Source organism: Bradyrhizobium sp. UFLA03-84 (genome assembly GCF_002289535.1).
GTDB lineage: Bacteria > Pseudomonadota > Alphaproteobacteria > Rhizobiales > Xanthobacteraceae > Bradyrhizobium > Bradyrhizobium viridifuturi.
In genome coordinates this window covers 116,380-139,878 of record NZ_NSJY01000011.1, presented here as the reverse complement: position 1 = coordinate 139,878, position 23,499 = coordinate 116,380, and the positions used below count along the sequence as shown (strand labels likewise).

17 protein-coding genes are annotated in these 23,499 nt (G+C 58.2%); 11 read left to right on the top strand and 6 right to left on the bottom strand.

Going from position 1 to position 23,499, the window contains the following annotated elements; translation table 11 throughout:
- Positions 1-2,148 precede the first annotated feature (2,148 nt).
- The 10 genes from CK489_RS12940 (at position 2,149) to CK489_RS41295 (ending at position 14,210) form a co-directional block, all read left to right on the top strand.
- Complete coding sequence (locus CK489_RS12940) at positions 2,149-3,618, top strand: acetyl-CoA carboxylase biotin carboxylase subunit (RefSeq protein WP_095732583.1); 1,470 nt, start codon at positions 2,149-2,151, stop codon at positions 3,616-3,618.
- A gap of 1 nt (position 3,619) precedes the next feature.
- Positions 3,620-4,123, top strand: coding sequence for an acyl-CoA carboxylase biotin carboxyl carrier protein subunit (locus CK489_RS12935; RefSeq protein ID WP_095732582.1), 504 nt, complete (start codon positions 3,620-3,622; stop codon positions 4,121-4,123).
- Position 4,124: 1 nt separating this feature from the next.
- On the top strand, positions 4,125-5,732 hold the full coding sequence (locus tag CK489_RS12930; protein WP_050404900.1) for an acyl-CoA carboxylase subunit beta: 1,608 nt from the start codon (positions 4,125-4,127) through the stop codon (positions 5,730-5,732).
- A gap of 558 nt (positions 5,733-6,290) precedes the next feature.
- Positions 6,291-7,304 (top strand): anthranilate phosphoribosyltransferase, encoded by a 1,014-nt coding sequence (trpD, locus tag CK489_RS12925; RefSeq protein ID WP_050404931.1) that lies wholly within the window; start codon positions 6,291-6,293, stop codon positions 7,302-7,304.
- A gap of 246 nt (positions 7,305-7,550) precedes the next feature.
- The gene (locus CK489_RS12920; protein ID WP_050404901.1) at positions 7,551-7,736 is read left to right on the top strand and encodes a hypothetical protein; all 186 of its coding nucleotides are present in this window, start codon (positions 7,551-7,553) and stop codon (positions 7,734-7,736) included.
- A 216-nt stretch (positions 7,737-7,952) separates the two neighbouring features.
- Positions 7,953-8,465, top strand: a complete 513-nt coding sequence (locus CK489_RS12915) for a flavin reductase family protein (RefSeq protein WP_095732581.1) — start codon at positions 7,953-7,955, stop codon at positions 8,463-8,465.
- A gap of 366 nt (positions 8,466-8,831) precedes the next feature.
- Positions 8,832-9,956, top strand: a complete 1,125-nt coding sequence (locus CK489_RS12910; protein WP_050404903.1) for a M20 family metallopeptidase — start codon at positions 8,832-8,834, stop codon at positions 9,954-9,956.
- Between the two features lie 835 nt (positions 9,957-10,791).
- Positions 10,792-11,067, top strand: a complete 276-nt coding sequence (locus CK489_RS40705) for a hypothetical protein (protein ID WP_128089451.1) — start codon at positions 10,792-10,794, stop codon at positions 11,065-11,067.
- A 124-nt stretch (positions 11,068-11,191) separates the two neighbouring features.
- Entirely contained in the window at positions 11,192-12,727 is a 1,536-nt protein-coding gene (locus CK489_RS12905; RefSeq protein WP_050626575.1) for a class I adenylate-forming enzyme family protein, read from the top strand.
- A 184-nt stretch (positions 12,728-12,911) separates the two neighbouring features.
- A complete protein-coding gene (locus tag CK489_RS41295; RefSeq protein ID WP_245350350.1) occupies positions 12,912-14,210 on the top strand; it encodes a preATP grasp domain-containing protein in 1,299 nt (432 codons plus the stop codon).
- A gap of 21 nt (positions 14,211-14,231) precedes the next feature.
- Here the strand turns inward: CK489_RS41295 and CK489_RS40700 are convergent, their stop codons facing one another.
- From CK489_RS40700 to CK489_RS12885, 5 genes are all read right to left on the bottom strand, one after another.
- On the bottom strand, positions 14,232-15,104 hold the full coding sequence (locus CK489_RS40700) for a hypothetical protein (RefSeq protein WP_143278139.1): 873 nt from the start codon (positions 15,102-15,104) through the stop codon (positions 14,232-14,234).
- A gap of 438 nt (positions 15,105-15,542) precedes the next feature.
- Positions 15,543-15,704, bottom strand: coding sequence for a hypothetical protein (locus CK489_RS41290; protein WP_158226437.1), 162 nt, complete (start codon positions 15,702-15,704; stop codon positions 15,543-15,545).
- 161 nt (positions 15,705-15,865) lie between these two features.
- Entirely contained in the window at positions 15,866-17,254 is a 1,389-nt protein-coding gene (locus tag CK489_RS12895) for a hypothetical protein (protein WP_095732580.1), read from the bottom strand.
- A gap of 844 nt (positions 17,255-18,098) precedes the next feature.
- Positions 18,099-18,785 (bottom strand): 2OG-Fe(II) oxygenase, encoded by a 687-nt coding sequence (locus CK489_RS12890; RefSeq protein WP_050404908.1) that lies wholly within the window; start codon positions 18,783-18,785, stop codon positions 18,099-18,101.
- Positions 18,786-18,790: 5 nt separating this feature from the next.
- A complete protein-coding gene (locus tag CK489_RS12885; protein ID WP_245350349.1) occupies positions 18,791-20,014 on the bottom strand; it encodes a GFA family protein in 1,224 nt (407 codons plus the stop codon).
- A 1,085-nt stretch (positions 20,015-21,099) separates the two neighbouring features.
- On the opposite strand from CK489_RS12885, the gene CK489_RS12875 reads away from it, so the two are divergent.
- Entirely contained in the window at positions 21,100-22,452 is a 1,353-nt protein-coding gene (locus tag CK489_RS12875; protein WP_050626579.1) for an MFS transporter, read from the top strand.
- A gap of 94 nt (positions 22,453-22,546) precedes the next feature.
- Here CK489_RS12875 and CK489_RS12870 read toward each other — a convergent pair whose 3' ends face one another.
- Positions 22,547-23,389, bottom strand: coding sequence for an electron transfer flavoprotein subunit beta/FixA family protein (locus CK489_RS12870; protein ID WP_050404911.1), 843 nt, complete (start codon positions 23,387-23,389; stop codon positions 22,547-22,549).
- Between the last annotated feature and the right edge of the window lie 110 nt (positions 23,390-23,499).

Here is a 23,499-nt window from a genome sequence, read left to right as displayed (position 1 = left end):
GTCTAACCGCCCACTGCATGAGAAATACCATCACCTGGATACAGGTCGCACGGCAAACAAGAATCCGATAACCCGAGCCATGAAGGAAGACTTCGAGCTTATGAACGATACGATGCATCCGGAGAACACCCGCTCCCCACGGACCAGTGCGGCACGTGGTCCATGACTCATTGGCGCACACCAAAGGACCCGATTGTCAGGCCTTACGACGCCGATTGCCGTTGTTTGCAGGCGCAACGGCGATGGAATCTATGGCCGCTGGCCGCGCTCCTCCTGGGTGCGCTGCTCTGGGCCAGCATTTACTGGATCGTCGCAGCGGTCTTCTTATGAGCCAAAGAAGCCCGCGGAACTGACAAATCACAAGTAAAGCTACGTCGGATGGCACGCGCGCGCGCCTCCCGACCTTGGCGATCCGATGGTAAGCCAGGAATATCCCCACCGTCAGTTGGAAGCGGACACTTCTTTCACAGGTCCGCTTTGTGCGTCGGCGCGGCTAGCAGAACATGAATTCGTAACTGAGGCAGCAACACGCCTCCAGGACATGCCGAACCAGCTTCGAGGTCACTCAATGTGCCTCAAAGCCGCAAAGCCTATCGTGGACCAAAACGCCAAATCCAGCGCTACTTGCTTGGATGCGCCGATTGCCGAGTGACATTTGCTCCGCGATCGGCGCTGCGGCCGTCCAGCTGAGGCACGGCTTATCGAGGCCCGGCAAAGCCCTACAGCTCTCGCTCTGACCATGTTTCATCCTCACTTCTGTGCGTCTGCCACTCTTGGGCACGCCGAGCCAGCTTATCGTACTCGATCGCAACGTTAAGAAGCCTGTCTCTGGGTTTACCATAAGCGAGTCCTTCCGCCTTTCTTCGCGTTGCTTCCGCGCGGCTTCGCCAGTGGTCGGGCTGGTAGAGTTTACTTTTCGGATTCATGCCGTGAGCATGCAATTTGGACATCAAAGAAATGCGACACCGGCGCTCCGTATAATCACCTAAGGGCTGGCGGCCACCAAAGCGCCATTTGCCACCGTAAGAGGTGTCGGTCGATTTGATTCAAGAAGGGACTTGAATCGCACGCAGCGTCAGATTGTACGATCCTGGACAAGTCGGGACCGCATCCGACAATCCAGACGCTTCCTGCGGACAATGAGAATAGCGAATGTGTCAAACATCTAAACTCATCTGGCGAGAGTCGCTCGGGATCACTCGCTTCGGCAGATACGTACCTGCGCACGCGTTATCCAAGGCTACCTCGGCCGGTAGCGGAAGAGATCGAGCCCTTCGATATTTCTACAGAAGGCGCTCTCATCCCGAAGGCCGTCTCCGGATTAATGTGGAGCACAGGCCGACTACACTAAAGATGACCTGGAGGCGTCTCATCTGGATTCGCTACGCAGGATCAATTGCGTCATTAACTATGGTTTGAGCGCATCTGGCTTTTGCTCATCTCATGCCTCGATAAGGCCGGCACCAGGCCGCAGGACGTGTTCGATCCCGTATCGCGCCGACCGTGGCAGCAACTATTGGCCGTGAGGTGGGCTGTGCTCAAACACCTCAACGTGCCACGCCGAATACTTCAAGACATCCAGGCATACCAGAGTCGGCGATACGGAACTCGCAGGCATTGCACCTGGCGCTACACGTCTATTGGCCGACGGACAGACCATCTTGCGCTTCGCTCAAAACATCGCAGATCTATCAACCTTAAGGAATGACATGACTCAAGACCAAGGGGCCGGTTTGGCTTCGCTCCTCAAATCCTGCCGCGCCATCGCTCTAGCTGCCGCAGTGACTGCTGTAATCCCGTGGCAGGTCAACGCGCGAGATCAAGCTCCGACTCCCGAGGAGAGACAGGCGTGTATGGAGGACGTGTTCCGCCTTTGCAGCAATCACATACCGAGCCACGTCGCTATCCTTGCTTGCCTCAGATCCAAGTACGCCAGCCTCAGCCAGCAATGCCGTTACGTGATCTCCTCGCGAGATACGGGCAAGAACGGCGGCATCTCGAAGTAGAGGGTCGGGTGGCCTGTTCGCCCGCCTCACGTTCCGAGATAACCCACCTAGCACGCAGGACGTTCACACGACGTCGGCTGGAGGCAACAAGCACGGTCACTCACGACGGTTTGGTCCCCTTCATGCTTATTTGGATAGGCAAATGCCACAATTGCCCTTCGATACCGTACTGATCGCCAACAGGGGCGAGATAGCCGCCCGCATCGTCAAAACGTTACGTAAACTTGGCCTCCGTTCTGCAGTTGCCTATCACGAAATAGACGCGAGAACACCCGCCGTCTCCATGGCCGACCTGGCCATTCAGATCAGCGGCAACACGCCGATCGCAAGTTATCTCGATACTAGGCAGATCATCGCGGCCGCCGACCAGGCGCGCGCCGGCGCGCTGCATCCCGGTTATGGGCTGCTTTCCGAAAATGCGGAGTTCGCCAGAGCCGTGACAGACACCGGCATTGCGTTCATCGGTCCTCTTCCGGATACTATCGAACTGATGGGGGACAAGATCCGCGCACGCAATTTCGTTCAGTCCAACGGTTTTCCGGTCGCCCCCTGCGTCATCGAAGAAGATGATCCGGCGACATTTGCCTCCAGAGCGCAGGCCATGGGAGCTCCTCTGCTCGTGAAGCCATCGGCTGGGGGCGGCGGTAAGGGCATGCGGATTGTACGCGACCTTAATACCTTGGAGGCAGCCATCGAGCAGGCGCGCAGTGAAGCGGGCCGTTACTTTGGAGATGCCCGACTCTACGCCGAACGACATCTCGAATACCCACGACACATCGAAGTACAGGTGCTCGGTGATTGCTTAGGAAACGTCGTGCATCTGTACGAGCGCGAGTGTTCCGTGCAGCGCCGCTTCCAAAAGATTATCGAGGAAACGCCCTCGCCTGCGCTATCCCAAGAATTGCGGGCTCGAATTTGCGATACGGCGGTTCGCATCGCTCGTGCAGCGAACTACCGGAATGCAGGAACGGTCGAATTTCTCTTGAGCGGAGACGATTTCTACTTCCTTGAAATGAATACACGACTTCAGGTCGAGCATCCGGTCACCGAGATGATTACTGGCGTCGATCTGGTGGCGGAACAGATCTATGCGGCAGCGGGCCGCCAACTTGCATTCTCCCAGTCCGATATCGTTTCGAACGGCCATGCAATCGAGCTCCGGCTGTACGCTGAGGCTCCTGAACGCGGATACGCTCCGACCACCGGAAAAGTACTTCTTCTCGAGTATCCCAATGACGTACGGATCGACAGCGGCATCATGCAAGGCCAGCACATCACGCCGGCGTTCGATCCGATGCTCGCCAAGATCATCGTGCATTCACCAAGCCGCATGGAATCTGTTCTGAAAGCCCATCGTGCAGTCCGCGAATTGGTTTTGCTGGGGTGCGAGACCAATGCGAACTTGCTCGCCCGGATCGTTTCCGACGAGGCATTTCTCGGCGGTCACTTCCACGTCGGATACCTTGAACAAAACCCGCATCTCGCAGCGGGCAATTTTTCTGCCGGAATGTCTGCGTTCCTCGCATCCGCCGCTCTCCTGACGAGGCCGGTCCGCGACTCGGCAGATGCCGTGCCAGAGCTTCATTCAGCGCTCGGCAATTGGAGAAACTGAAGTGTATCACTCGTTCGAGGTTGACGGCGTAGATCATACATTGTGGCTTTCGGCCAGCCGGCATGGCTACCGCCTTCATTTGCGAGACGAGGTGATTGCGCCCGTCGCATTCACCGAGCGCAGCGACAGCAGCGGTATCCTGACCATTGCCGGGCAGAGCGAACCCGTCAGGTTCGTGATCGACGGGGAGCTCATTCACCTCCATATCCGCGGCAGAACGCGTACTTTGCGCTACATCGATCCGCTAGGGGCCTACGCTGCTGGGAATGACGGGACTTGTCCCCTCGTAGCCCGAGCGCCAATGCCTGGGAGGGTTGTCGCGATTACAGTTTCGCCTGGTGACTCAGTCTCGGCGGGGACGGCGCTAATGATGATTGAAAGCATGAAGCTGGAAACGATCATACGATCACCCCAGGACGGCATCGTCGAGCGGATTCACGTCAAGGAGAACGAGAGCTTCGAGCACGACGCCGTACTCGTAACGCTGTCTAAAGAAGGGTTCTGAAATGCAGCGGATCGGTTCTGCGGCGGATGTCGATTCGCAGGAGTTTCGTCGCAACGACCTCCACAACAGACAACTGGCTGCCGAATTGAAGGAGCGCCAACGCTTGGCCCGGTTCGACAGACCTGAGAAAGACATCGAGCGGCTGCGTCGGCAGAACAAGCTGTTTGTTCGCAACCGCATCGCAGCCTTGCTGGATCCGGAAACTCCTTTCCTGGAGCTTTCCACGCTGGCTGCCAACAAGGCTTACAACGGAGAGGTTCCGGGTGCCGCGCAGGTGGTCGGCATCGGCATCGTTGCGGGTCGAGAAGTGATTGTTCACGCTGACGATTCCAGCGTGAAGAGCGGCGCATGGTATCCACTCTCGGTCAAGAAGATCGTGCGGGCCTTGGACATAGCCATCGAAAACCGTCTGCCGGTGGTTCATCTATGCGACTGCGCCGGCGGTTTTCTGCCTTTGCAGGCGGAGTTCTTTGCTGATCGATACCATGCGGGTCGAATTCTGCGCAATCAGTCGATACTCTCGAGGATGGGAGTACCGCAGGTCGCCATCGTCATGGGCCAGTGCACTGCGGCAGGGGCCTATGTCCCCGCGCTTAGCGAATACAACATTGTGGTCGAAGGCACGGGAGCCATTTTTCTTGGCGGCCCTCCGGTCGTGAAGGCTGCCACTGGCGAACAAGTCTCCGCCCAAGAGCTCGGCGGTGCCCTCATGCATACGAGCGTGTCGGGCACCAGTGACTATTTCGCAACTTCCGAGCTCCACGCAATCGCGATTGCGCGCAACGTTGTCGCGCGCTTCCATCAACCGGCGAAAACCTGCATCGATCGCGTAGCGCCCGAGCCGCCCGCCTATGATGCATCCGAACTCTACGGCATCATTCCAGAGGACGCGCGAGCGCAGTTCGACATGCGGGAGATCATCGCTCGTCTGGTCGATGGCAGTCGATTTGATGAGTACCAGCCGCGTTATGCGACATCACTCGTGTGCGGCTTTGCCCGGCTCTATGGATATCAAGTCGGGATTGTTGCCAATAACGGCGTTTTGTTCGGCGACAGTGCGCTAAAGGGTGCTCATTTCATTCAAATATGCGACAAAAACCGAACGCCCCTGCTCTTCCTGCAGAACGTCACAGGCTTCATGGTTGGCCGCGAATATGAGCGCCGTGGGATCACCAAGGACGGCGCAAAGCTGATCATGACTGTGTCCAGCGCGTCAGTCCCGAAGTTTACGATCATTTGCAACAGCTCTCATGGCGCAGGCACTTACGCCATGTCGGGACGCGCGTTTGATCCTCGGTTTGTGTTCAGCTGGCCGAACTCTCAGATTTCCGCGATGGGCGCCGAGCAGGCCGCCGGCGTTCTCACCCACGTCAAGGCGAGACAATTGGCCCGCAACGGAGGGCGGCTCTCTGAGCAGGAACTGGCAGGCATTCGCGAACCGGTTCTTGAAGAATATCGCGAGCGATCAAGCGCCTATTATGCAACGTCCGAGCTCTGGGACGACGGCATTCTTGATCCTGTCGATACCAGGACCGCCCTTGCAATCGCGTTGAGTGCTTCACTCAACGCACCGATCGACGCGCCGCAGTACGGCGTGTTCCGAATGTAAGGCAGGACCGAGCACTTAGGCGCTGACCCAAGCCGGACCGGGAGCTCTCCGTTGCGGTAGGATGCTTCCGGTTTCGCCGTATGCACCTTGATTTGCAGTCTGGCGGGTGGCTTGTAGGGGGCAGATCAGCACTGCTCCGCCCAAAGCACGTGAGAAGCGACTACAACCGACAGGACAGCGGTGCCGACAAGCCGCAAGATTTTTCCACGTTTCCGGGCGCTTCGGCTGAATCCTCGTGATCAAGAAGTCGCCGCTAAGGCACATGCGCGGCAGTAGACCTCGCCATCTTTGCTGGCGCAGCAACTGCACTGCTCTCATCGGTCGGCGATCTCTTGACGGCATTACGACATGAAGAGCTTGACCCTCACGTAGCGTCAGGTTGTAGCCTTGCCGAAATGGCGGTGCCCTACTCAACCGATCACTCAAACGTCGACCCTCGGCCGTGCCGCCGATGGGCTTGATAGCTTCATCAAGATGGCCGGTGCCGCGTCTCTTCAACAAAAGCCTCCGATGAAGCGGGACACTCGTCAGATTCGGTCAAATGAACGTGTAAAGTCGATGGAAACGCTGAAATCAATTATTGGTAAAGTTGCCACCGGCGCCACTCTGACGCGCGAGGAAACTGCGTCAGCATTCGACGGCCTGATGTCGGGTCATGCGACTCCGTCGCAGATCGGCGGCTTGTTGATGGGTTTGCGAGTCAGGGGCGAGACGATCGAAGAAGTCACCGGAGCGGTCTCCGCGGTACGCGAGAGAATGCCGCGGGTCGAGGTCGCATGCAATCCGATCAATATCGCAAGTACGAGCGATACCGTTGCGTATTCGGCCAACGTGATGACGTGCGCCTCATTTATCGTCGCCGGAGCCGACGTTCCTGTTGCCAGACATGCCAACAGCGATACATCTTCGGGTCCTAGCACCGCGCAACTATTGGCGCATCTCGGTGTCAACGTCGACCTCAAGCCTGAGGCCGTTGCGCGCTGTGTGCATGAAGCCGGAATCGGCTTCTCATTTGCGTCAGCCCATTATCCGGCGATGCAGCGCGTCGGCCAGATCCGCACCGCACTTGGGACCCACACCATCCTTAACCTCATCGGGCCCCTGTCCAATCCGACCAGGGTCAAGCGGCAGATCGTTGGGATATTCGCTCGCGAATGGGTTCAGCCTCTGGCTTACGTGCTGAAGAACCTTGGCGCCGAATCGGCATGGGTGGTTCATGGCTCTAACGGGCTGGGCGAGGTTACCCTCACCGGGCCGACCTTTGTTGCTGCGCTTGAGGCCGGCACAGTGCGCACCTTCGAAGTGACACCGGAACAAGCCGGGCTTGCCCGCTGCGACAAGGAGACGCTGGAGAGCGGCGAAGCGAAGGACAATGCCGTCGCCTTGCAAAACGTGCTCGACGGCGTTCCGGGTCGATTTCGCGACGCTGCAATTTTGAATGCGGCGGCGACATTGATCGTGGCCGGCCGCGTCGAGACGCTGCAGGAGGGCGTCGCACTTGCACAACATGCGCTTGACAGTGGCAGCGCAGCCGTTCGACTGAAACGCTTGATTGCAGTGTCCAACACGTAACAGGGGCCGGACCATGGTCCCGAGGAAGCCGATTCTGACAAGCGGCTATGCAATAGCAGCTGCGACTGTGCGCCTATTCCTTCGAAATTTCGATGAGCATGTGCCGCGTGCGCGCGCCGTTCAAAGCAGTCCTCGTTAAGAACGCGGTACGAGAGCCATCCCTGTTCATCGGCGAGAGTCTGCTCCAGCCCCTACTGCCGAGATACAGACCCGCGGCATGCGCTGCGTTCCAAAGGAGATAGTCAGATGATGTCATCACAGAAGTTGGAGGCACTCGGATCCATCGCAATGATAGAACACATCATCCGAAAGTTTCGTGAATTGATCGACACGGATTGCTCGATCCCGCCCGAATTGCGGGGTTCGCTGCACGCGACGCTCGATGTGCATCTTCTGGATGCAAAAAAGCGTGTTCTCTTACGCGTACATTGAGCGATAACCTTGGGCAGCACTCTGGTCGTCGCGCGGAGGACATCAATGTCGTGTTCGGTCTCATCATTGCCCTCTAGACACGCGGTTTTCCGAGACTGCGCGCCCAATTGCGGCCGCGAGATGAATCCGAGCCTGCCCAAGCTAACGAAGCATCAGAGTGGGGTATAACCGCAAAGGCAAATCATGACACACTGGTCATCCCCCGTGGTTGGGAATATGCCGTCTATCCAGCCGGCCGATTTCCGTCAGGCTATGCGATATCTGGCAAGCGGTGTCGCCATCGTGACGACCGGAACGGCCGGCGGACGACGTGGACTGACGGTGAGTTCTGTGACGTCCATCTGCATGGAACCGCCGTGCTTGCTCGTTGGCATCAACGCCCAATCTGAAGCGCATGACGCGATCCTCGCTAGCGGCAGTTTTGCAATCAATCTTCTCCACAGCGACCAGAAGGACCTGGCCCTGCGTTTTGGCGGTCAGGAGGGAGTAAAAGGTGTTCATCGCTTCGGCACGGCTTCCTGGACTCAGGGCGTGGTCAACGTGCCGCTATTGTCCAACGCACTTTGCGCGATCGAATGCGTTCTCTATGACCACAAGATCATTGGCACACATAGGATCTTTATCGGACGAATTGTCGCGGCTGGGGCTGGCCATGGCAATCCATTGATCAACTTCCAGGGCGCGCTTCGAACCTTTCCCGTTGCCAAGTACTGCGCAGAATGCCGTTAGAATGGAATACGCGTTGACCGGACGACTGGTACTGGAGCGATCTTTATCGGCCAATCATCCGGCAGCTCGTGGACGACTTTGGTTCTTACGGACTCACCTCGCGTTGAAAAGCGCGCGTAACTCACGGCGTAGACCATCCGACCGCACGCTGGACCGGCATAGCCCCGACGTAAACTACCAGCTTTGGTAGCTCAGTTCTCCTCGGCAGGCGCGTAGTGTCGCGGCAGGATCATCGTTTAAAGGCACACTGCGTCACAATGCCAGCCAAGCTAAGATCTTCGTGCTCAATCCTGAAGCGAGCAAGCGGGTCGTACCATGGGCTTGCGCGGGTGATGAAAGTCGAGACTCGAGGGGCATCCGACAAATATGTCCAGTTACCCGTTTGAAACTTCCGCGATCCTCGATGGCATCCGTCGCTGGGTCGAGATCGAGTCCCCGACGGAACGGCCGGATCAGCTCAACAAGCTGGCTGACGTCGTCGCGGGCGGCTATCGCGACCTGCCGGCTGCCATCGAGCGCATTGCGGGACGTGAACGTTGCGGCGATCACCTGATCGCGCGCTCGTCATGGGGACAGGGCGTGCCGGGCATCCTGGTGTTGAGCCATCTCGACACCGTTCATCCGATGGGATTCATAAAACGACTACCGTTCAAGACCAACGGTGACAGCGCGTTCGGCCCGGGTGCCTACGACATGAAGGGCGGCGCCTATTTAGCCTATCACGCATTTCGGCAGATCTGCGCCGACGACGCGCGCCCGCCGCTCGGCATCACCCACCTCTACGTGTCGGATGAGGAGATCGGCAGTCCCACCTCGCGGGCCCTGATCGAGGCCGAGGGTCGCAAGGCAAAATATGTGCTGGTTACCGAACCGGCGCGCAACGGCGGCAAGGTCGTCACCGGGCGGAAGGGTGTTGGCCGCTTCGATGTCTTCATCAAGGGCGCGCCGGCGCACGCCGGCGAACGCCCCGAACACTGCCGTAGCGCGATCCGGGAGCTAGCCAATGTGATCCAGACGCTCGAGGCGATGAACGATCTTTCGCGCGGCATCACCGTCAACGTTGGCGTCGTCCGCGGCGGCACCAAGCCAAACGTAATTGCCGAACAGGCCCATGCGGAAGTCGACCTGCGCGTGCCGGCTATGGCACATGCAGACGAGTTGGTGTCGAGAATTCTCCGAATCACCTCGCGCACCGATGGCGTTCGCCTGAAAGTATCGGGCGGCTTGAACCGTCCTCCCTATGAGAAGAGCAAGGCCGGCGCCACGCTATACGAACACGCCAGGCAACTTGCCGCTGAGATTGGTTTCGAGCTGCTCGATGCGTTCAGCGGCGGCGGCTCCGATGCCAATTTCACCGCGCCGCATACCGCAACCCTCGATGGCCTCGGCGTAGACGGCAAGGGCGCGCACACGCATCATGAGCAACTCTATATTTCATCGATCGAACCTCGCGCGCGGCTGCTGTATCGCCTCTATCAGACACTGCGATAATCCACGCATCGGTAGGCGAGCGAACTTAAGCGGAGGGCGTCGCGCAATCCGCTCTTGGTAGCGAGCACTCGATCGCTGGACGTGGCAAGCCTTTTCGACAAGGCCCCTGCCATCCGCAGAACCATTCTGATGGGAGCGCCACTTTTTAACGCAGATCGCCGCGCTGGGAGCTCTCTACCCGTCGCGGAGGTCCGTCCCGACATACCCTTGGCATGTTCATGCGAAGTTGTCAGAAAGGGCTTGAATCGGACGTAACGTTAAGTTGTACGATCTTACGGTTGGCACGCATCTTCATCCCCGCCGCGACTGGAAGGATTGACGAATGTCTGAGTTGGTCAGAACAACCCCGCACTGGTTGGTCATGATCTTCATCCCCGACGGCCTTCCGGTCGAAACAGTGACGCAGCGCGTCTTGACCGCAGCCTTACGGCTCGCGGCTAGTTGCAAATGGTTGAGCATTGCAGAACCGCAACACTTTGGCTGCCGCAAGCCGGGCCTGCAGCGAGCAGGCGACGTCGGACAAGATCAATGCAGGGTTCGGTGCAGCGCCACTGCAGGGCGCGGCCTTTTCCCGATATTGAACCCGCCCCGCTCTTCTGGCGGGAGACAGCCCCAGAAGCAGTCCGCCGAATGGGCTCTTCGCTCCGCTCATGCCGGCCTACCGGCGCATTCTCGTGCGCAGATGTGCGACAGGCCGTGAGCCTCCTCGACAGGCCGTGAGCCTCCTCGACAGGCCGTGAGCCTCCTGAGGTTTTCATAGGGCCTTAGCTGCGGGTGTCACTCGGCGTGACCGGAACAGCACCGGAGAGATTGCCTGGTATCCTGGAGCAACAAGTTGAAAGAGCCTGACGGCGTCAACAAAGTCTTGTTGATCGACCATATTGAAGGCCAATGCCGGGCCATCATCGGCGTCAAGGATGGAGATACCAGAGCTGCCTATATGTGCGGCGAGCCTGTCTGTCAAAGACCGGGCAAGAAACAGTCGTCATGGTGCGCCTACCACTACGGTCAGATGCACACGACCGCCGCCGAGCCGAACAGAACGAGTAATCAGTCGTCAGCGATTCGCCAGGCAATATCCGTTGATCGCAACCATCGCAACAATCAATAGCCACGTTGTCCTGCCGAAGGGTGTGATTATCGTGCAACGGGCAGCGAACCATCTGGTGGGCCTCGCGAGCGCGTTGCGATACCTGTTCGAACCGTTGCGCGGAGCTGATTATATGGAGATTTAGTTGGACCTCTGCACCCTAGTTGAACGCAACGCAGCGTATGCTCCTGATAAAACCGCCATCCGTTTCGAGGGGCAGACTCTAAGCTACGCGAGCCTCAGTCACCGGATAGGGCGGGCGGCTTGCGCCCTCAAGAGCCAGTTCGGGGTAGAGCGAGGAGACCGGATCGCGATCCTTAGCCTGAACCGACCAGACTATCTCGTGCTGCTGTATGCGTGCGCGCGGCTCGGCGCAATTCTCGTACCTCTAAATTGGCGCCTCGCGCCCGCCGAGCAGCTGTTCATTCTGTCCGACTCAGGAGCAAACGTGTTGCTAGTCGAGCGGTCCTTCGACGCAGTCCTGCCTATTGTCGCGACGCGGCTGCCTTCTGTTTCTGTTGTCGGGCTAGACTTCGCACCTATCGGCGGAAACAAACTGGACGATCTTTTGGACGCAGACTGTGGTGACGGACGCAATCCGGGTGCGGACCTGTCTTGCCCGCTTTTGATAGTCTACACTTCGGGCACAACAGGACGACCGAAAGGTGCCGTACTGCGTCAGGAAGCGCTGCTCTGGAACGGCGTCATGAGTCAGCACATGCATGACCTCACCTCGGCCGATCACGCCTTGACTGTCCTGCCACTGTTCCACGTCGGTGGACTAAACATCCAGACGACGCCCAGTTTGCATCACGGCGCGACGGTTACTATTCACAGCCGCTTTACAGCGGAGACCACTCTCGACGCGTTCGAGCGCGATCGACCCACTCTGGCAGTTTTGGTGCCAGCCATGATGCGAGCCCTGACCGAGAATGCCCGATGGGATAGCACCGATCTCTCCGCGCTCAGGGCAATCTGTACCGGATCTACTATGGTGCCCCACGATCTTGTCGAGCTCTTTGTCGCGCGCGGCGTGCCGGTCCTGCAGGTTTACGGTTCGACGGAGACCTGCCCGATTGCTGTGTATACTAAGCTCGGCGGGGGTCTCGTGCCCGAGGGATCGAGCGGCCTCGCAGGTCTGTGTTGCGAAGCTGCGATCATAGATGATGCTGGGCACACGCTGCCGGCCGGTGGCGCAGGCGAGATCGCCGTACGCGGGCCCAACGTCTTCTGCGGATACTGGGAAGATCAAGAGACAACCCGCAAGGCTCTGGACGGTGGCTGGTATCGCACCGGCGACATTGGTAGTCGCGACGCCGACGGGTACTTTTGGGTGCATGACCGCAAGAAGAACCTGATCATTTCCGGTGGAGAGAACGTCTATCCGGCCGAAGTTGAACGTGTGCTTGTTGGTCATCCGGATGTTGCAGATTGCGCCGTCATCGGTCGACCGCATCCGCGTTGGGAAGAAGTGCCGGTCGCTTATGTAATCAGGCGACCGGGCGCCCGGATCGAAGCAGAAGCGCTGATCGCGCATGTCCGGTCGCAGCTCGCCCGTTTCAAGGTACCGCACGAGATCATTTTCACGCCAGAGCTACCGAAAACTGCGTTGGGCAAGGCCCAGCATTTCATGCTGAAGAAGGCTGACGCGAGATCAAGCTACAAAGCAAATGGCAATTGAGTTCGGCGGATTGCACGCTAGCTGTACTTCTCAGCGACCCGCAGGTGACATCGTGACGGCGCAAAATGAGCTTTTCCGCCTGGGCATCAACAGGCTGTGCTGCAGCGACTTCGCCACTGTTGACCGTCTCTCGCTCTGATCACATCCCAATGCGCAAAGGTCACTGATGCCGCGGATCATAATCATGAATGCCGGCACGGCGCAAATGTCGGGCTCCGATCTGGTAGCAGCTCAACTTTCGCTCGCCGGCAACTCGGTTTACCGTTCGGCGTGGTTTGCTCAGGAAGGCGATCTGATAGTGTCCCCCCTATCTATCCCGACGGATCTGCTCTCCTACGTTGGCGCGACGCTGAATTTCGACGCCTCCAGTCTTTCATTGCTTGTACCTGGAGACGGCCGCGAAGCGCCGATTCTCAACGATTACGCACTGCTGTCTGACAGTATGGTTGAGCAAATCAACAGGCATATTCGTCAGAAATCATCCTGGAGCATCTATCCCTGCTACTCCAGCGAAGGCGTGGCGCGGCTGGCGTCCGTGCTGGGTATACAGCAGACTGGCGACGAATTCGCTCTACAGCGTGGGCCTGATCTATTGAACCGCAAGAGCCACTTCCGTCAACTGGCGACAAGTGTCGCGCTTCCGTTGCCCAATGGTTCCATAACGACGAATTCGAACGAACTGTTCCGAGCGGTCAACTCGCTCCGGCACGAAACCGGCAGGGTCATTGTGAAGCTAGACAATGGGGCCGGCGGGGTCGGAAATGTCATTCTGAGCAGCAATGAAGACGGTCCGCTACCCGGGGCGAGAGAGACCCGACAGATTGCCTGGCCGTCGTTTGATTCGGATGTACTTTGGTCTGAGATCACAACTGCGTCATGCAAGACGCTAGTGGTCGAATCGTACCACTTGGCGCGAACTCCGTTCTATCTCGAGTATGAAATCGAGCGTGATGGCTCAATCACTTTCATCAACAGTGGAAATATTCGACTACGCCAGAGCACCGATCGATCTGAACGGGCTCTGATCTGGACAGGACTTGAGCTTCCAAGCGATCTGGGGAATGAGCAATGGTTGACTGCGCAGGCGCATGCCTACCGATTCGTATCTCTTGTACGCAATCTAGGATATCGCGGACCAATTAATATTGACGCAATTTTCGCGAACGACGGACGGCTGCTATTCAATGAAGCGAACGGCCGCTGGGGTGGCGGCTCGGTGTTGCATAGCATTGCCGTCCGGCTCCTGGGCTTCGACTACTCCGGCTCCTACGTTATTTCATCCGTGAGGAACGTTCGATCGAGTTCGCTCCGGACTGCACATGAACGTTTCGCCAAGGAGGGTTTTCTATTCGATGGCACACGCAAGCAGGGCGTGATACCGCTTGCCGTTGACGAAGAGGCTGGCACGGTGGAGTGCCTCGTGATTGCGTACGACCGGGCCGCCGCCGTCGATCTGAAACAACGGCTCCTCACACTGGTTTGATTGGAATCACAGTAACCACATCTATCCTGCCACTCCATTCATTCGAACTTGCCCCTGCTTCCGGTAGTGTGCTGGAGAACGGTATCTGGGAGGTGACCCGAAATCCGCGTTCGTCTCGCATGATGCGGATATCCGTTGCCGGCTGCGCTGTTCAGCCGGAGACTGATCCGGGCGAAAACCGGTGGTCCGATGGAGTCCGTCAACGCAGGCTGCGATCAGTCCTGGGGCGATCCCGAAGTGCCGGTCGATCGGCGATGAGGCGCTCGAGGTGCAGCGGCTCACGGTCCGGCCGCTCTCCTTGCGCCAATCGTCTGACCGGCGCTCGCGTCGCGTCCACCACGAAGACTCGGCATTCATAGCCGTTCTGCTGCTGGGCCATCCGTCCCGCTTGAAAGCGGGAGCCGAGACGTGCTGCGAGCTATTCTCCACGGCGCTGTTGCAAAGCCCGGCAGAGTCATAGTGATAGGCAACCGCTGCTGTCGGCACGCGCCAATCAACCAGCAGCAGCGACCAATGCGATCCGCCGCCCTCAACTCCAGCATCATTCACCGGAACGAACAAGAAGTTGGCCACATCTGTATCTTCCTCATTGAAGATCTGCAGCACGATCGGCAGGCGGTCGCTCTCACTCGGAACCAGGCGCAATAGCTGGGCTTGCGCCGGCTGTACGAATCCGGTCTGGCGAGCAAGATCTGGATTGTTCCAATACAACTCCTCTTCAACCAGGGCGTAATCGGGGGCGATATGTTCGTCCTGCAAGCATTCGGTCAGGCCAAGCCGCTGTCCGCTGTGCCCATCCACCGAGGTTGTGGGAGTCACGCCATCGGTCCCGGCATCAGTTGGCGTGCGTGATGGCGCAAGCTGGCCTTCATCACGCAATTCTTGAGACAGCAAATCAATCAGGGCCTCGACCCCCCCCTAGACATCAGACGAACGCGTCTCGACAGCGGATGGCGTTGCCGGCAGCATGCTCCAATCAAAGTCGGGCGACGTCGGCAGCCACCAGCTCGAGGGGGATCCAGCTGTTACCGGCCGTGCTACTTGCTCTGCCTCCGGCGCGTGCTCGGGGCTGGCTAACCCGGACCACGCCGGAAGGTCTTCCAACGCCCCCCAGAGCTGATCCTGATCGTAAACCGCCGGCAGAAGCAATGGCCAAATGACAGGTCCCTGCGGCGTTCCTTGTTGCGAAGCGGCGTCCACAACGTCCCCCGAGGCAGCTTGCGGCGCCGTCCGGCAGCCTTGTCCACTCTGTTCCTGTGAAACAGAAGCATCCGGCTGATTGGCTGGAGGCTGCGCCAATGCTTCGGCTACTGAAACGCTGATCTGGGTCGACTACCGCTCGAACGCGCCGTTTTGCGGAGCATTGTCGATCCTTTGCCTCTTCGCCGGTCTGGCGCCCGCCGCCTCGTGCTCATCATCGCCAAAAACGCGCTCGGTGGAGAGGAAATCGCCCCAATCAGGTGCATTGATCAGCCCGTCCGCGGAAAATCGCATTCTCGTAGTTCTCGCTCAAGGGGTCTACGTGCTCACCGGGATCTGGAGCCTCGTGAGGGTACGGAATCCGCGCGAGCGGCGAGAGGGTGCTGGCTGCAGGCGGTAACGCCGAGAGTAGTCGTACTCTTCCGTGGCAACATCCGCATGCGAATTGGCGGCTCCTAGTGGTGCATTGTCAGGCGCAGCTTATCAGCCGTGCGCCTGAGTTCCACGGCGCGAACACCTGCGGCCGATTTGGCCAGATGTGCCAGTGCGGCACTGGACTTTGCATGACCGCCGGACCTCTTGTAGGTCTCGACATCCTCATCCAGCGACTCGTCGGATAGTCGGGCGGCAATGCTCTGCTTGTGGTTTTGGCGCAAGTAATTGCTGAAACCGACAAGGAAAGGTGCATAGTTTCTGGCAGTCGGCCGGGATTCTGCGGCTTTGTAGTCTTTGATCAGGTCCGCATCTTCGGGATAAGGGCTGAGCTCAGCACGGGGCTTCCTTGGCGCAATCCCGGCAGCCGACTGAGAGGCCCGCAGATGAGCCAGTGACGCCGTGATCTGCTGCTCGCCCCCATTCGCCTTAAATGACGCGGCATCTTTATCAAGCGACTCCTCTCCGGTCCGGGCGGCAATCGCCGGTTTGTTATTTGCTAATAGCCACTGGCTCAATTTGCGAATATGACGGGCGATCGCTTGGGCGCTTGCTTCTTCGTATCTGGCTGCGACGAGTGCCTTCTCGAGCGCCGAAACAAGCTGCGCGTCTTCGGGATGGAAGAGGTTCGCGACCGTTTTGGCGCGACTTGCATTGGGTGCAATTCCGTCTGCCGACTGTGAGGCCCGCAGATGTGCCAGTGCCGTGAGAGCGCGCCGTTTGCCACTCTTGTCAAAAGCTGCTGCGTCCTTATCCAGCGACTTATCGTAAAGCCTGGCAACAATGGCCAGCTTTTCATTTGCAAAAAGCCATCGGCTGAATCTTCGGAGAATCCGCCCATTGGTTTGGGCGGTGATCTTCTCGAAGCTCGCCTTGATGAGTGCGTCCTCAAGCGCGGAAATGAGCGGCGCATCCTCAGCATGCAGAGATGCAGGCTTTCTCGCACCGGTCCGCAAATGCTTTAGCGCGGCACGGATTGCCCTGGAGCCACCGGATCGCCGATAGAGATCCATATCTTCGATGAGCGACTGATCCTTATCTAGCCCATCCTCGTTGAGGCGAGCGGCAATGCCCTGCCTGTTGTTTTCGCGCAGGTAGCGACTGAAATCGGTCATAACACTTGCATAGGTCCTGGCAATCTTTGATGTGCCAGCGGTCGCCGCGTCTTCCTTGTACTGCTTGATGCATGCCGCGTCGTCCGGGTAGGCCTTTAGGTCAGGTTGGCCTGCGACCGGCGCCACTCCGCCCGCCACCTGAGAGGTCTGCTCCGGCACGCCACTACCCGCATTGGCGATCTCTCCCGGCTGTTGTTCGAACGCCGCCGCGTCCGCCGAGGGGGAGACCGACGAGTTGTCTTGCGCGCCCACGCTGCTCGACTGCTGAAGCGCGCGACCAGGAGAGGGATCGTTCATTCGCTGTCACTTTCGACGGTGAAATATCTGGTCTCGGCTGCCGCATGGACAATCGGGCAATCAATCGAGGGCGATTAGAGCATCAGCTAACCGCTTTTCTTCGCTGCCTCTTGCACTAAACCCCGGCTTCGCACCCACCGTCCCAAATGGTCCTAGCATCTGCCTGTCTTGCTAGGCCGGACAGCTGTCGAGAACCTGACGAGCCCGCAGCTTTCTACGAGCGGCGCGACAACACGGTCGAGCACGCGCCAGAACACCCGTAGTTCGAAAGCAGTGACGAGGTCGTGCCGCGATGTTGCCCCGGTATTCTTATGAGACAAGTTGTGCGATCATGGTTTCTTCCAGGGCTCCGTTCAGCATTTCGGCAGCCTGGGCGAGGAGCAGCCTGTCCGCGTGGGTGTTTGCGCCGCCCCCCTTAAGCCAGAGCGATTTCGGTCGCTGAATTCCACCATCTACGGCCACGCTCATTGCGGCGGGCGGATCAGCTGACGATCGGCGCCCATCGAACGCATCTCCGCACTGGCCCTCCAAAACAGATGGACCCAGCAAAAACGTGTTCACTGCTCGAAGCGCCCGGTTCCCACTTTGACCAACGTCTTCGTCACCTCGTTCCGGTGGAACCTAAAACGGCCGACGTCCCCTTTGTGCGCGCGAGCTCGCTGCGGGACCGTGACGGGTCACCACGTCATTCCTCCGAATGGCTCTCGCCGACGGTCTTCGGCGGATCCCGATTTAACAGCGCGTTCCGCAGCGACAAACCGCTTCGCAGGACAGATCTTCTGCAAGATGGGTGCGATCTGCCGAACTCAGCGTGAGACCTCCGCGCCACTCAACTTACTCGCAGCTAACTTGCTTCATGGCCGCTGGTAGAGCTTTCGATGACGCGCCGGTTTGTGCCGCTGCGCTTCGAACAGAAGTAGACCAGCGACCGTCGCTCCCCGGCGGATACAGGCTTCACCTCATGCCGCAGCCTACATGTTGTGACAAGCACCGCTCCAAATGGTGGTCGAAATACCTGCTGCTCGTACGCGCTCGGATATACGACGAATTCGCCACCCTCAAACTCTTGCGCGAGCTGCACAATTACGGAGTACTCAAAGTCTGGATCGCTCTCGGCATCCAAATGGATGCCGACAAACGAACCGGGAGGCATACGATGCAACTGGCATCTGCGAATCACGTAATCTGACGATGCTCCCAGGATCGTTTTTAACGCGAATCCGCGCTCTTTCCTTTCAAGCAGATCGATGATTTGCCTCGGCGCTGCGCCATCCACATTGCTGGGACTACGGCCGGGCGGATCCACCCTCACGCGCTTGACAAAGACGTTGTGCGAGTCGCCAGCATCTCCCAACCGCACCTCTTCTTCGGGAATCTCAGCCTGCAGCTGATTGATCCTCGCCAGTTCATCCTGTGTAAATAACGTCTGGGAGCCGATCACGATCGTACCCTTCACCAAGAGCTCTACGCGGAATTTCGTGAGAGCCTCTTCCGAAAGTAGGCCCTTTTTGTCATTTGCTGAACGCGCCATTGGCTTCACTCCGGGGTTTGTTCTTCGGTGCAGAGTTTGGGTCCTGGTTGCATCGAGCCGAATGCTTGTTCCCAATGCTCGCCATCGAACTCGTCAATTCTGATGCTTTCGATCGTTGTTTTATCCAGGCATCGAACATTGATGCTGAATCCGGCTGGGTTCGACCGCGGCCGATAGAATGGCTTGACCCCGCAAACCCGACAAAACGTGTGCCGGGCGATGTTCTTGTTGAACTGGTAAGTGATGAGGAACTCTTCGCCACATTCAATCGTGAGCCTATCGCCAGGCACCAACAAGTGCATAAATCCAGACATCTGGCAGATCGAGCAATTGCATCGAACTGCAGAGAGCTGCCGCGGCGCCCGGACACGGAATTTGACAGAGCCACAATGACAATGGCCACGGTGTTCGATTTCAGATCGGTCGTTTTGTTCAAGTGAGACAATCCGGAGCAGATCGTGGCACCACTGCAAGTTCAGTCGATAGGCTCGATCGAACTCGTCCAAAAAGAAACCGTTGCGAGCAGCCGGAACAAGTTCGCCAATGAGGCGGCTTGTCATTTCTCCATGATACCGCTCGGCTGGATCTTTTCCACCGACGTGGCTCCGGAAGTACTCAAGATCGTCGGGGCTCGCATCAAAGGTTTTGACCGTAGTGGTCCACAGCGCCTGGATCATGTCCGCAGCATGCAACTCAAAGGCGACCATGTAGGCGCAACGCACCACGGGGTCTTTCGCTGACAACCCATCATAGAGAGAATGCAGGTACCGCTTTGTCGTGGCGCTATAGTTGGGACGTATTGCTCTGCCGAGCAGTCGCGATGCATCCCTTCTAAACAGATTTGAGTGAAAATTTTCGGTCAGCAGAATATCGGGTAGCGCCGCCTTGCCACCCTGGAGAACTCGGCCATAGCCGCCCGTCTCATCCCAACAAATGAAATTTGCGACGACGCTGGTCAGTTCAATATCCCTGGGAAGATCCCGATTATGATGCATTGCATCGAATATGAGATCTTTTTGCGACCCTGCCTGCAGGTGGGGAAACGCCTGTGACATCGCCAGGTATTCAGGCAGCAGGCTACCAACCTGCTCTTCGGACAGCTCCTCAGCAAAGGGATGCGCGCCAAACAGAGCTCGCGCACGCTCAGTCAAATGCGCGCAAAAACTCTGCGGAGGCTGATCCGGTGAAAATCGAGAAGCTTGAGAAGACGTCATTTGGACGATAGCCATGAGGGGAGAACGAGCCCTGAAGAAGCGAATTCTCGTCGGGACCAGCTATTGGCCAGTCGAGACAGAGGAGCTGGTTGGCGCGATGGCGCTCATGATCGCCGTCGCCTCCGAGGCGAACTCTACTCTTTGCATCCTCGCGGCCCCCTTAGCCGGGCGTCTTGAGCCCAATCCTGTTCACACTTGGAGCACGCCCATTGATTGAAGCGGCTATAATTCTGTCGGATTACGATCCAGATCAGCCCAATTCCGCGCATGGCTGGCGCCTCCAGGCATCACGCGCAGATTCATGGTGAGTTATCGGCCCGCCCAAAAGCATCGGGATTTTGCGTCACAGGAGCGGGCTCTGTTTGCGCGATCGAGCCTCGCTTGACGTCGGTCGCAAGATGCATCGAATCCCTGCGGTTTCTGCTCATTGCTCATTTTTGACTGTCTACGCGCTTGGGACAGCGCTGCTAGATGGAGGCGTGTCTACCGCGCGCTTAGGAGCTTCCGCCGCGATCTGCGCGAGATGTCGGCAGCTCGCCCCCACGAGCGTCTGAGAAACCACCGCCGCTGCTCTTACCCGTTCCGCCTGCACTCGTCCGCTCCTGTGGTCTTGCACGTTTCCAGCAATCGCCGTGCCAACCCTGGTTTCGGGCCATAAGTTTCGAAATAGTTTGGTAAATCGTTCATGCCGGCTCGTCAGGACAGGTGTCTTGAGTCTGACACGGGTTGCATGGCTGTCGGAAATCGAGCAGCGAATAAGTGCCAGCCTCTGCCCACGAGGGGCATACGTCCTTGACCGCCAGATTCCCCCGAATAAGCCTCATAGCTGCCGTGAGCCGGCAAACGAGTCGCCTCAGGTATTCGTCAATTCTTGTTTGAAGTGAAGTGAGCTTGCGGCAATTGGCGTTGAGATCTGCGGGTGCTCCGCGAACTGGCGTTGAAATATGTGCACTAATCTAATTATCGCCGAAAATACGCCGAAAAGATCAGGCGCCTTCCGCTCGGTCGGTAATGTCACCAATGACAAAGTCACGGCCTGATGCAATTGGGCTGGCGTGAGGTTTTCCGAACCGGCCATTTTTGACGGGAAGGAAACTCGCTTGTCACAGACACTTAGTCAGCACGGGACAGTTAAATCGCGCGTCAATGCGATCCTGCGTGCAACCAGCGGCAATTTCCTCGAGCAATTCGACTTTTTCCTGTTTGGCTTTTACGCCAGCGCTATCGGACGAGCCTTCTTCCCATCCGAAAGTGAAACAGCCTCGTTGGTCAACACTTTCGGCGTGTTCTGGTTGGGTGCCTTAATGCGTCCAGTAGGCGCAATCGTCCTCGGCGCCTATATCGATCAGATCGGCCGTCGAAAAGGCCTGATCATCACACTATCGATCATGGCGATCGGCACTGTCATTATCGCTTTCTGTCCCAGTTACGCGACCATTGGCATTGCAGCCCCGATTATCGTTCTGGCTGGACGGCTGCTGCAGGGTTTTTCCGCCGGCGTCGAGGTCGGCGGCGTTTCAGTCTACCTGGCGGAGATCGCAACCCCAGGCAATCGCGGCTTCTATACATCCTTTCAATCGTCTAGCCAGCAGGTCGCGATCTTCGTCGCGGCGAGCGTGGGCTACCTGCTGAACGAGTCGATGCCGGCCGAAACCGTAGCCTCCTGGGGATGGCGCATTCCGTTCTTTCTCGGCTGCCTTATCATCCCGCTTATCTTCGTTCTTCGTCGAACACTGGAGGAAACGCCGGAATTTCTGGCGATGAAGAAGCATCCGAAAGCCCGCGAGATCTTTGCCTCGGCACTGGTCGGCTGGCGCATAGTCGTTCTCGGAATGATGATGGCGATCCTGAGCACGACGACCTTCTATTTCGTCACCGTTTACACGCCCACTTTCGGCAAGACGGTCTTGAAGCTGTCCGCTCAGGATGCTCTCCTGGTGACGCTCCTGGTCGCCATGACCAATTTCATCTGGAATCCAATTGGCGGCGCCGTCTCCGACCGTATCGGCCGAAAGCCAGTTCTGCTCGCCATTGCCGGCCTTGCATTGATGAGCGCGTATCCGGCCTTGAACTGGCTGGTAAGCGCTCCCACCTTCGGCAAGATGTTGGCGGTCGCGATGATGTTCTCGTTCTATTTTGGCACCTACAGCGGAACTATGTTGGGCGCGCTCGTTGAGATCGTGCCCGCGCATGTTCGCACAACTTGCTTTTCCCTGGCCTTCGCACTCGCTGCCGCCTTGTTTGGGACCTTTACGCCGTTGGCCTCGACCTGGCTCATTGAGCGGACCAACGACAAGGCTTCACCGGCGTATTGGCTGATGTTTTCAGCCACGCTCGGCATCATCGCGGCACTGACCATCTATCGGGGCACCGCCAAACCGTCGAGAACCGCGGACCGTTCACACCTTGAACCAAATGACAGCACCTTGGGCGTGCAAACGGCATCGCCCTAGCATGGTGCTCCCGGATACAGACAGGTTTCGCCTCGTCGTCACCGCAGTCTCGAAGCTGGACTTGTGTTTTGGTCTGACCGACCTTCTATCCAGATCAACCATCACGGGCTGATACTGCAAGTTCGGCTTCGAGCTTGGGTTGATGCTTGAAAATAGCGTCTATCAGTGCCTGCGCGGGTTGCTCGGTGGCCTCAACCAAGGCCGCCTTCTCAGCGCGTGCAGAGGGGGCGAACACTCGCTTGACGACGGTCGGTGAGCCCTTGAGACCGCATTTGGAGATGTCCTCAACGCCTGCGTCGTGCGCGCTCCATTTCACGATCGGCGCCCGTGCGGCACGTAAGGCATCCGCCATCGCGCCGCGCCGAATCTGGTTTGTCGCCTCCAGCATGGTGATGAGACAGGGCAGCCTCGTGTGCAGGACCTGGACACCACCTTCGGAACGTCGTTCGGCTTCGATTGTGTGTGCGGCGAGATCCAGGGATCTGACCTTGGCGACGTAGGTAAGCTGCAGCACGCCCAGGCGCTTTGCGATGCCGGGCCCAACCTGCGCGGTATCGCCGTCGATGGTCTGCTTGCCTGTGAAGATGAGGTTTACCGGGCCATATTCCTTACCGATCTTTCGGATGGCTGTTGCCAGTGCATACGTCGTGGCAAGGGTGTCGGAGCCCGCAAAGCATCGATCAGTGAGCAGTACGGCGCGATCGGCACCATAGGTCAGCGCCTTCCTCAAAGAGTCTTCCGCCGACGGCGGGCCCATTGTAAGCACGGTTATTTCGCCGCCAAACCGATCGCGCAGTTCCAGCGCGGCCTCAAACGCAAAGAGGTCATATGGGTTGATGATGGTCGGCACACCCTGACGCATGATCGTATTGGTAACGGGGTGCACGCGAATCTGTGCAGAGTCGGGAACCTGTTTGATGCAGACGACATTGTGCACGGAGTTGCTCCAGAAGTTACGGCACTACGAAGAGAACAGCAAGTCTCGTACCACAACGACTCTCCTTGGACTGTGCTCGCCATCACAAAGGCCTGGACGGAGCCGATCGA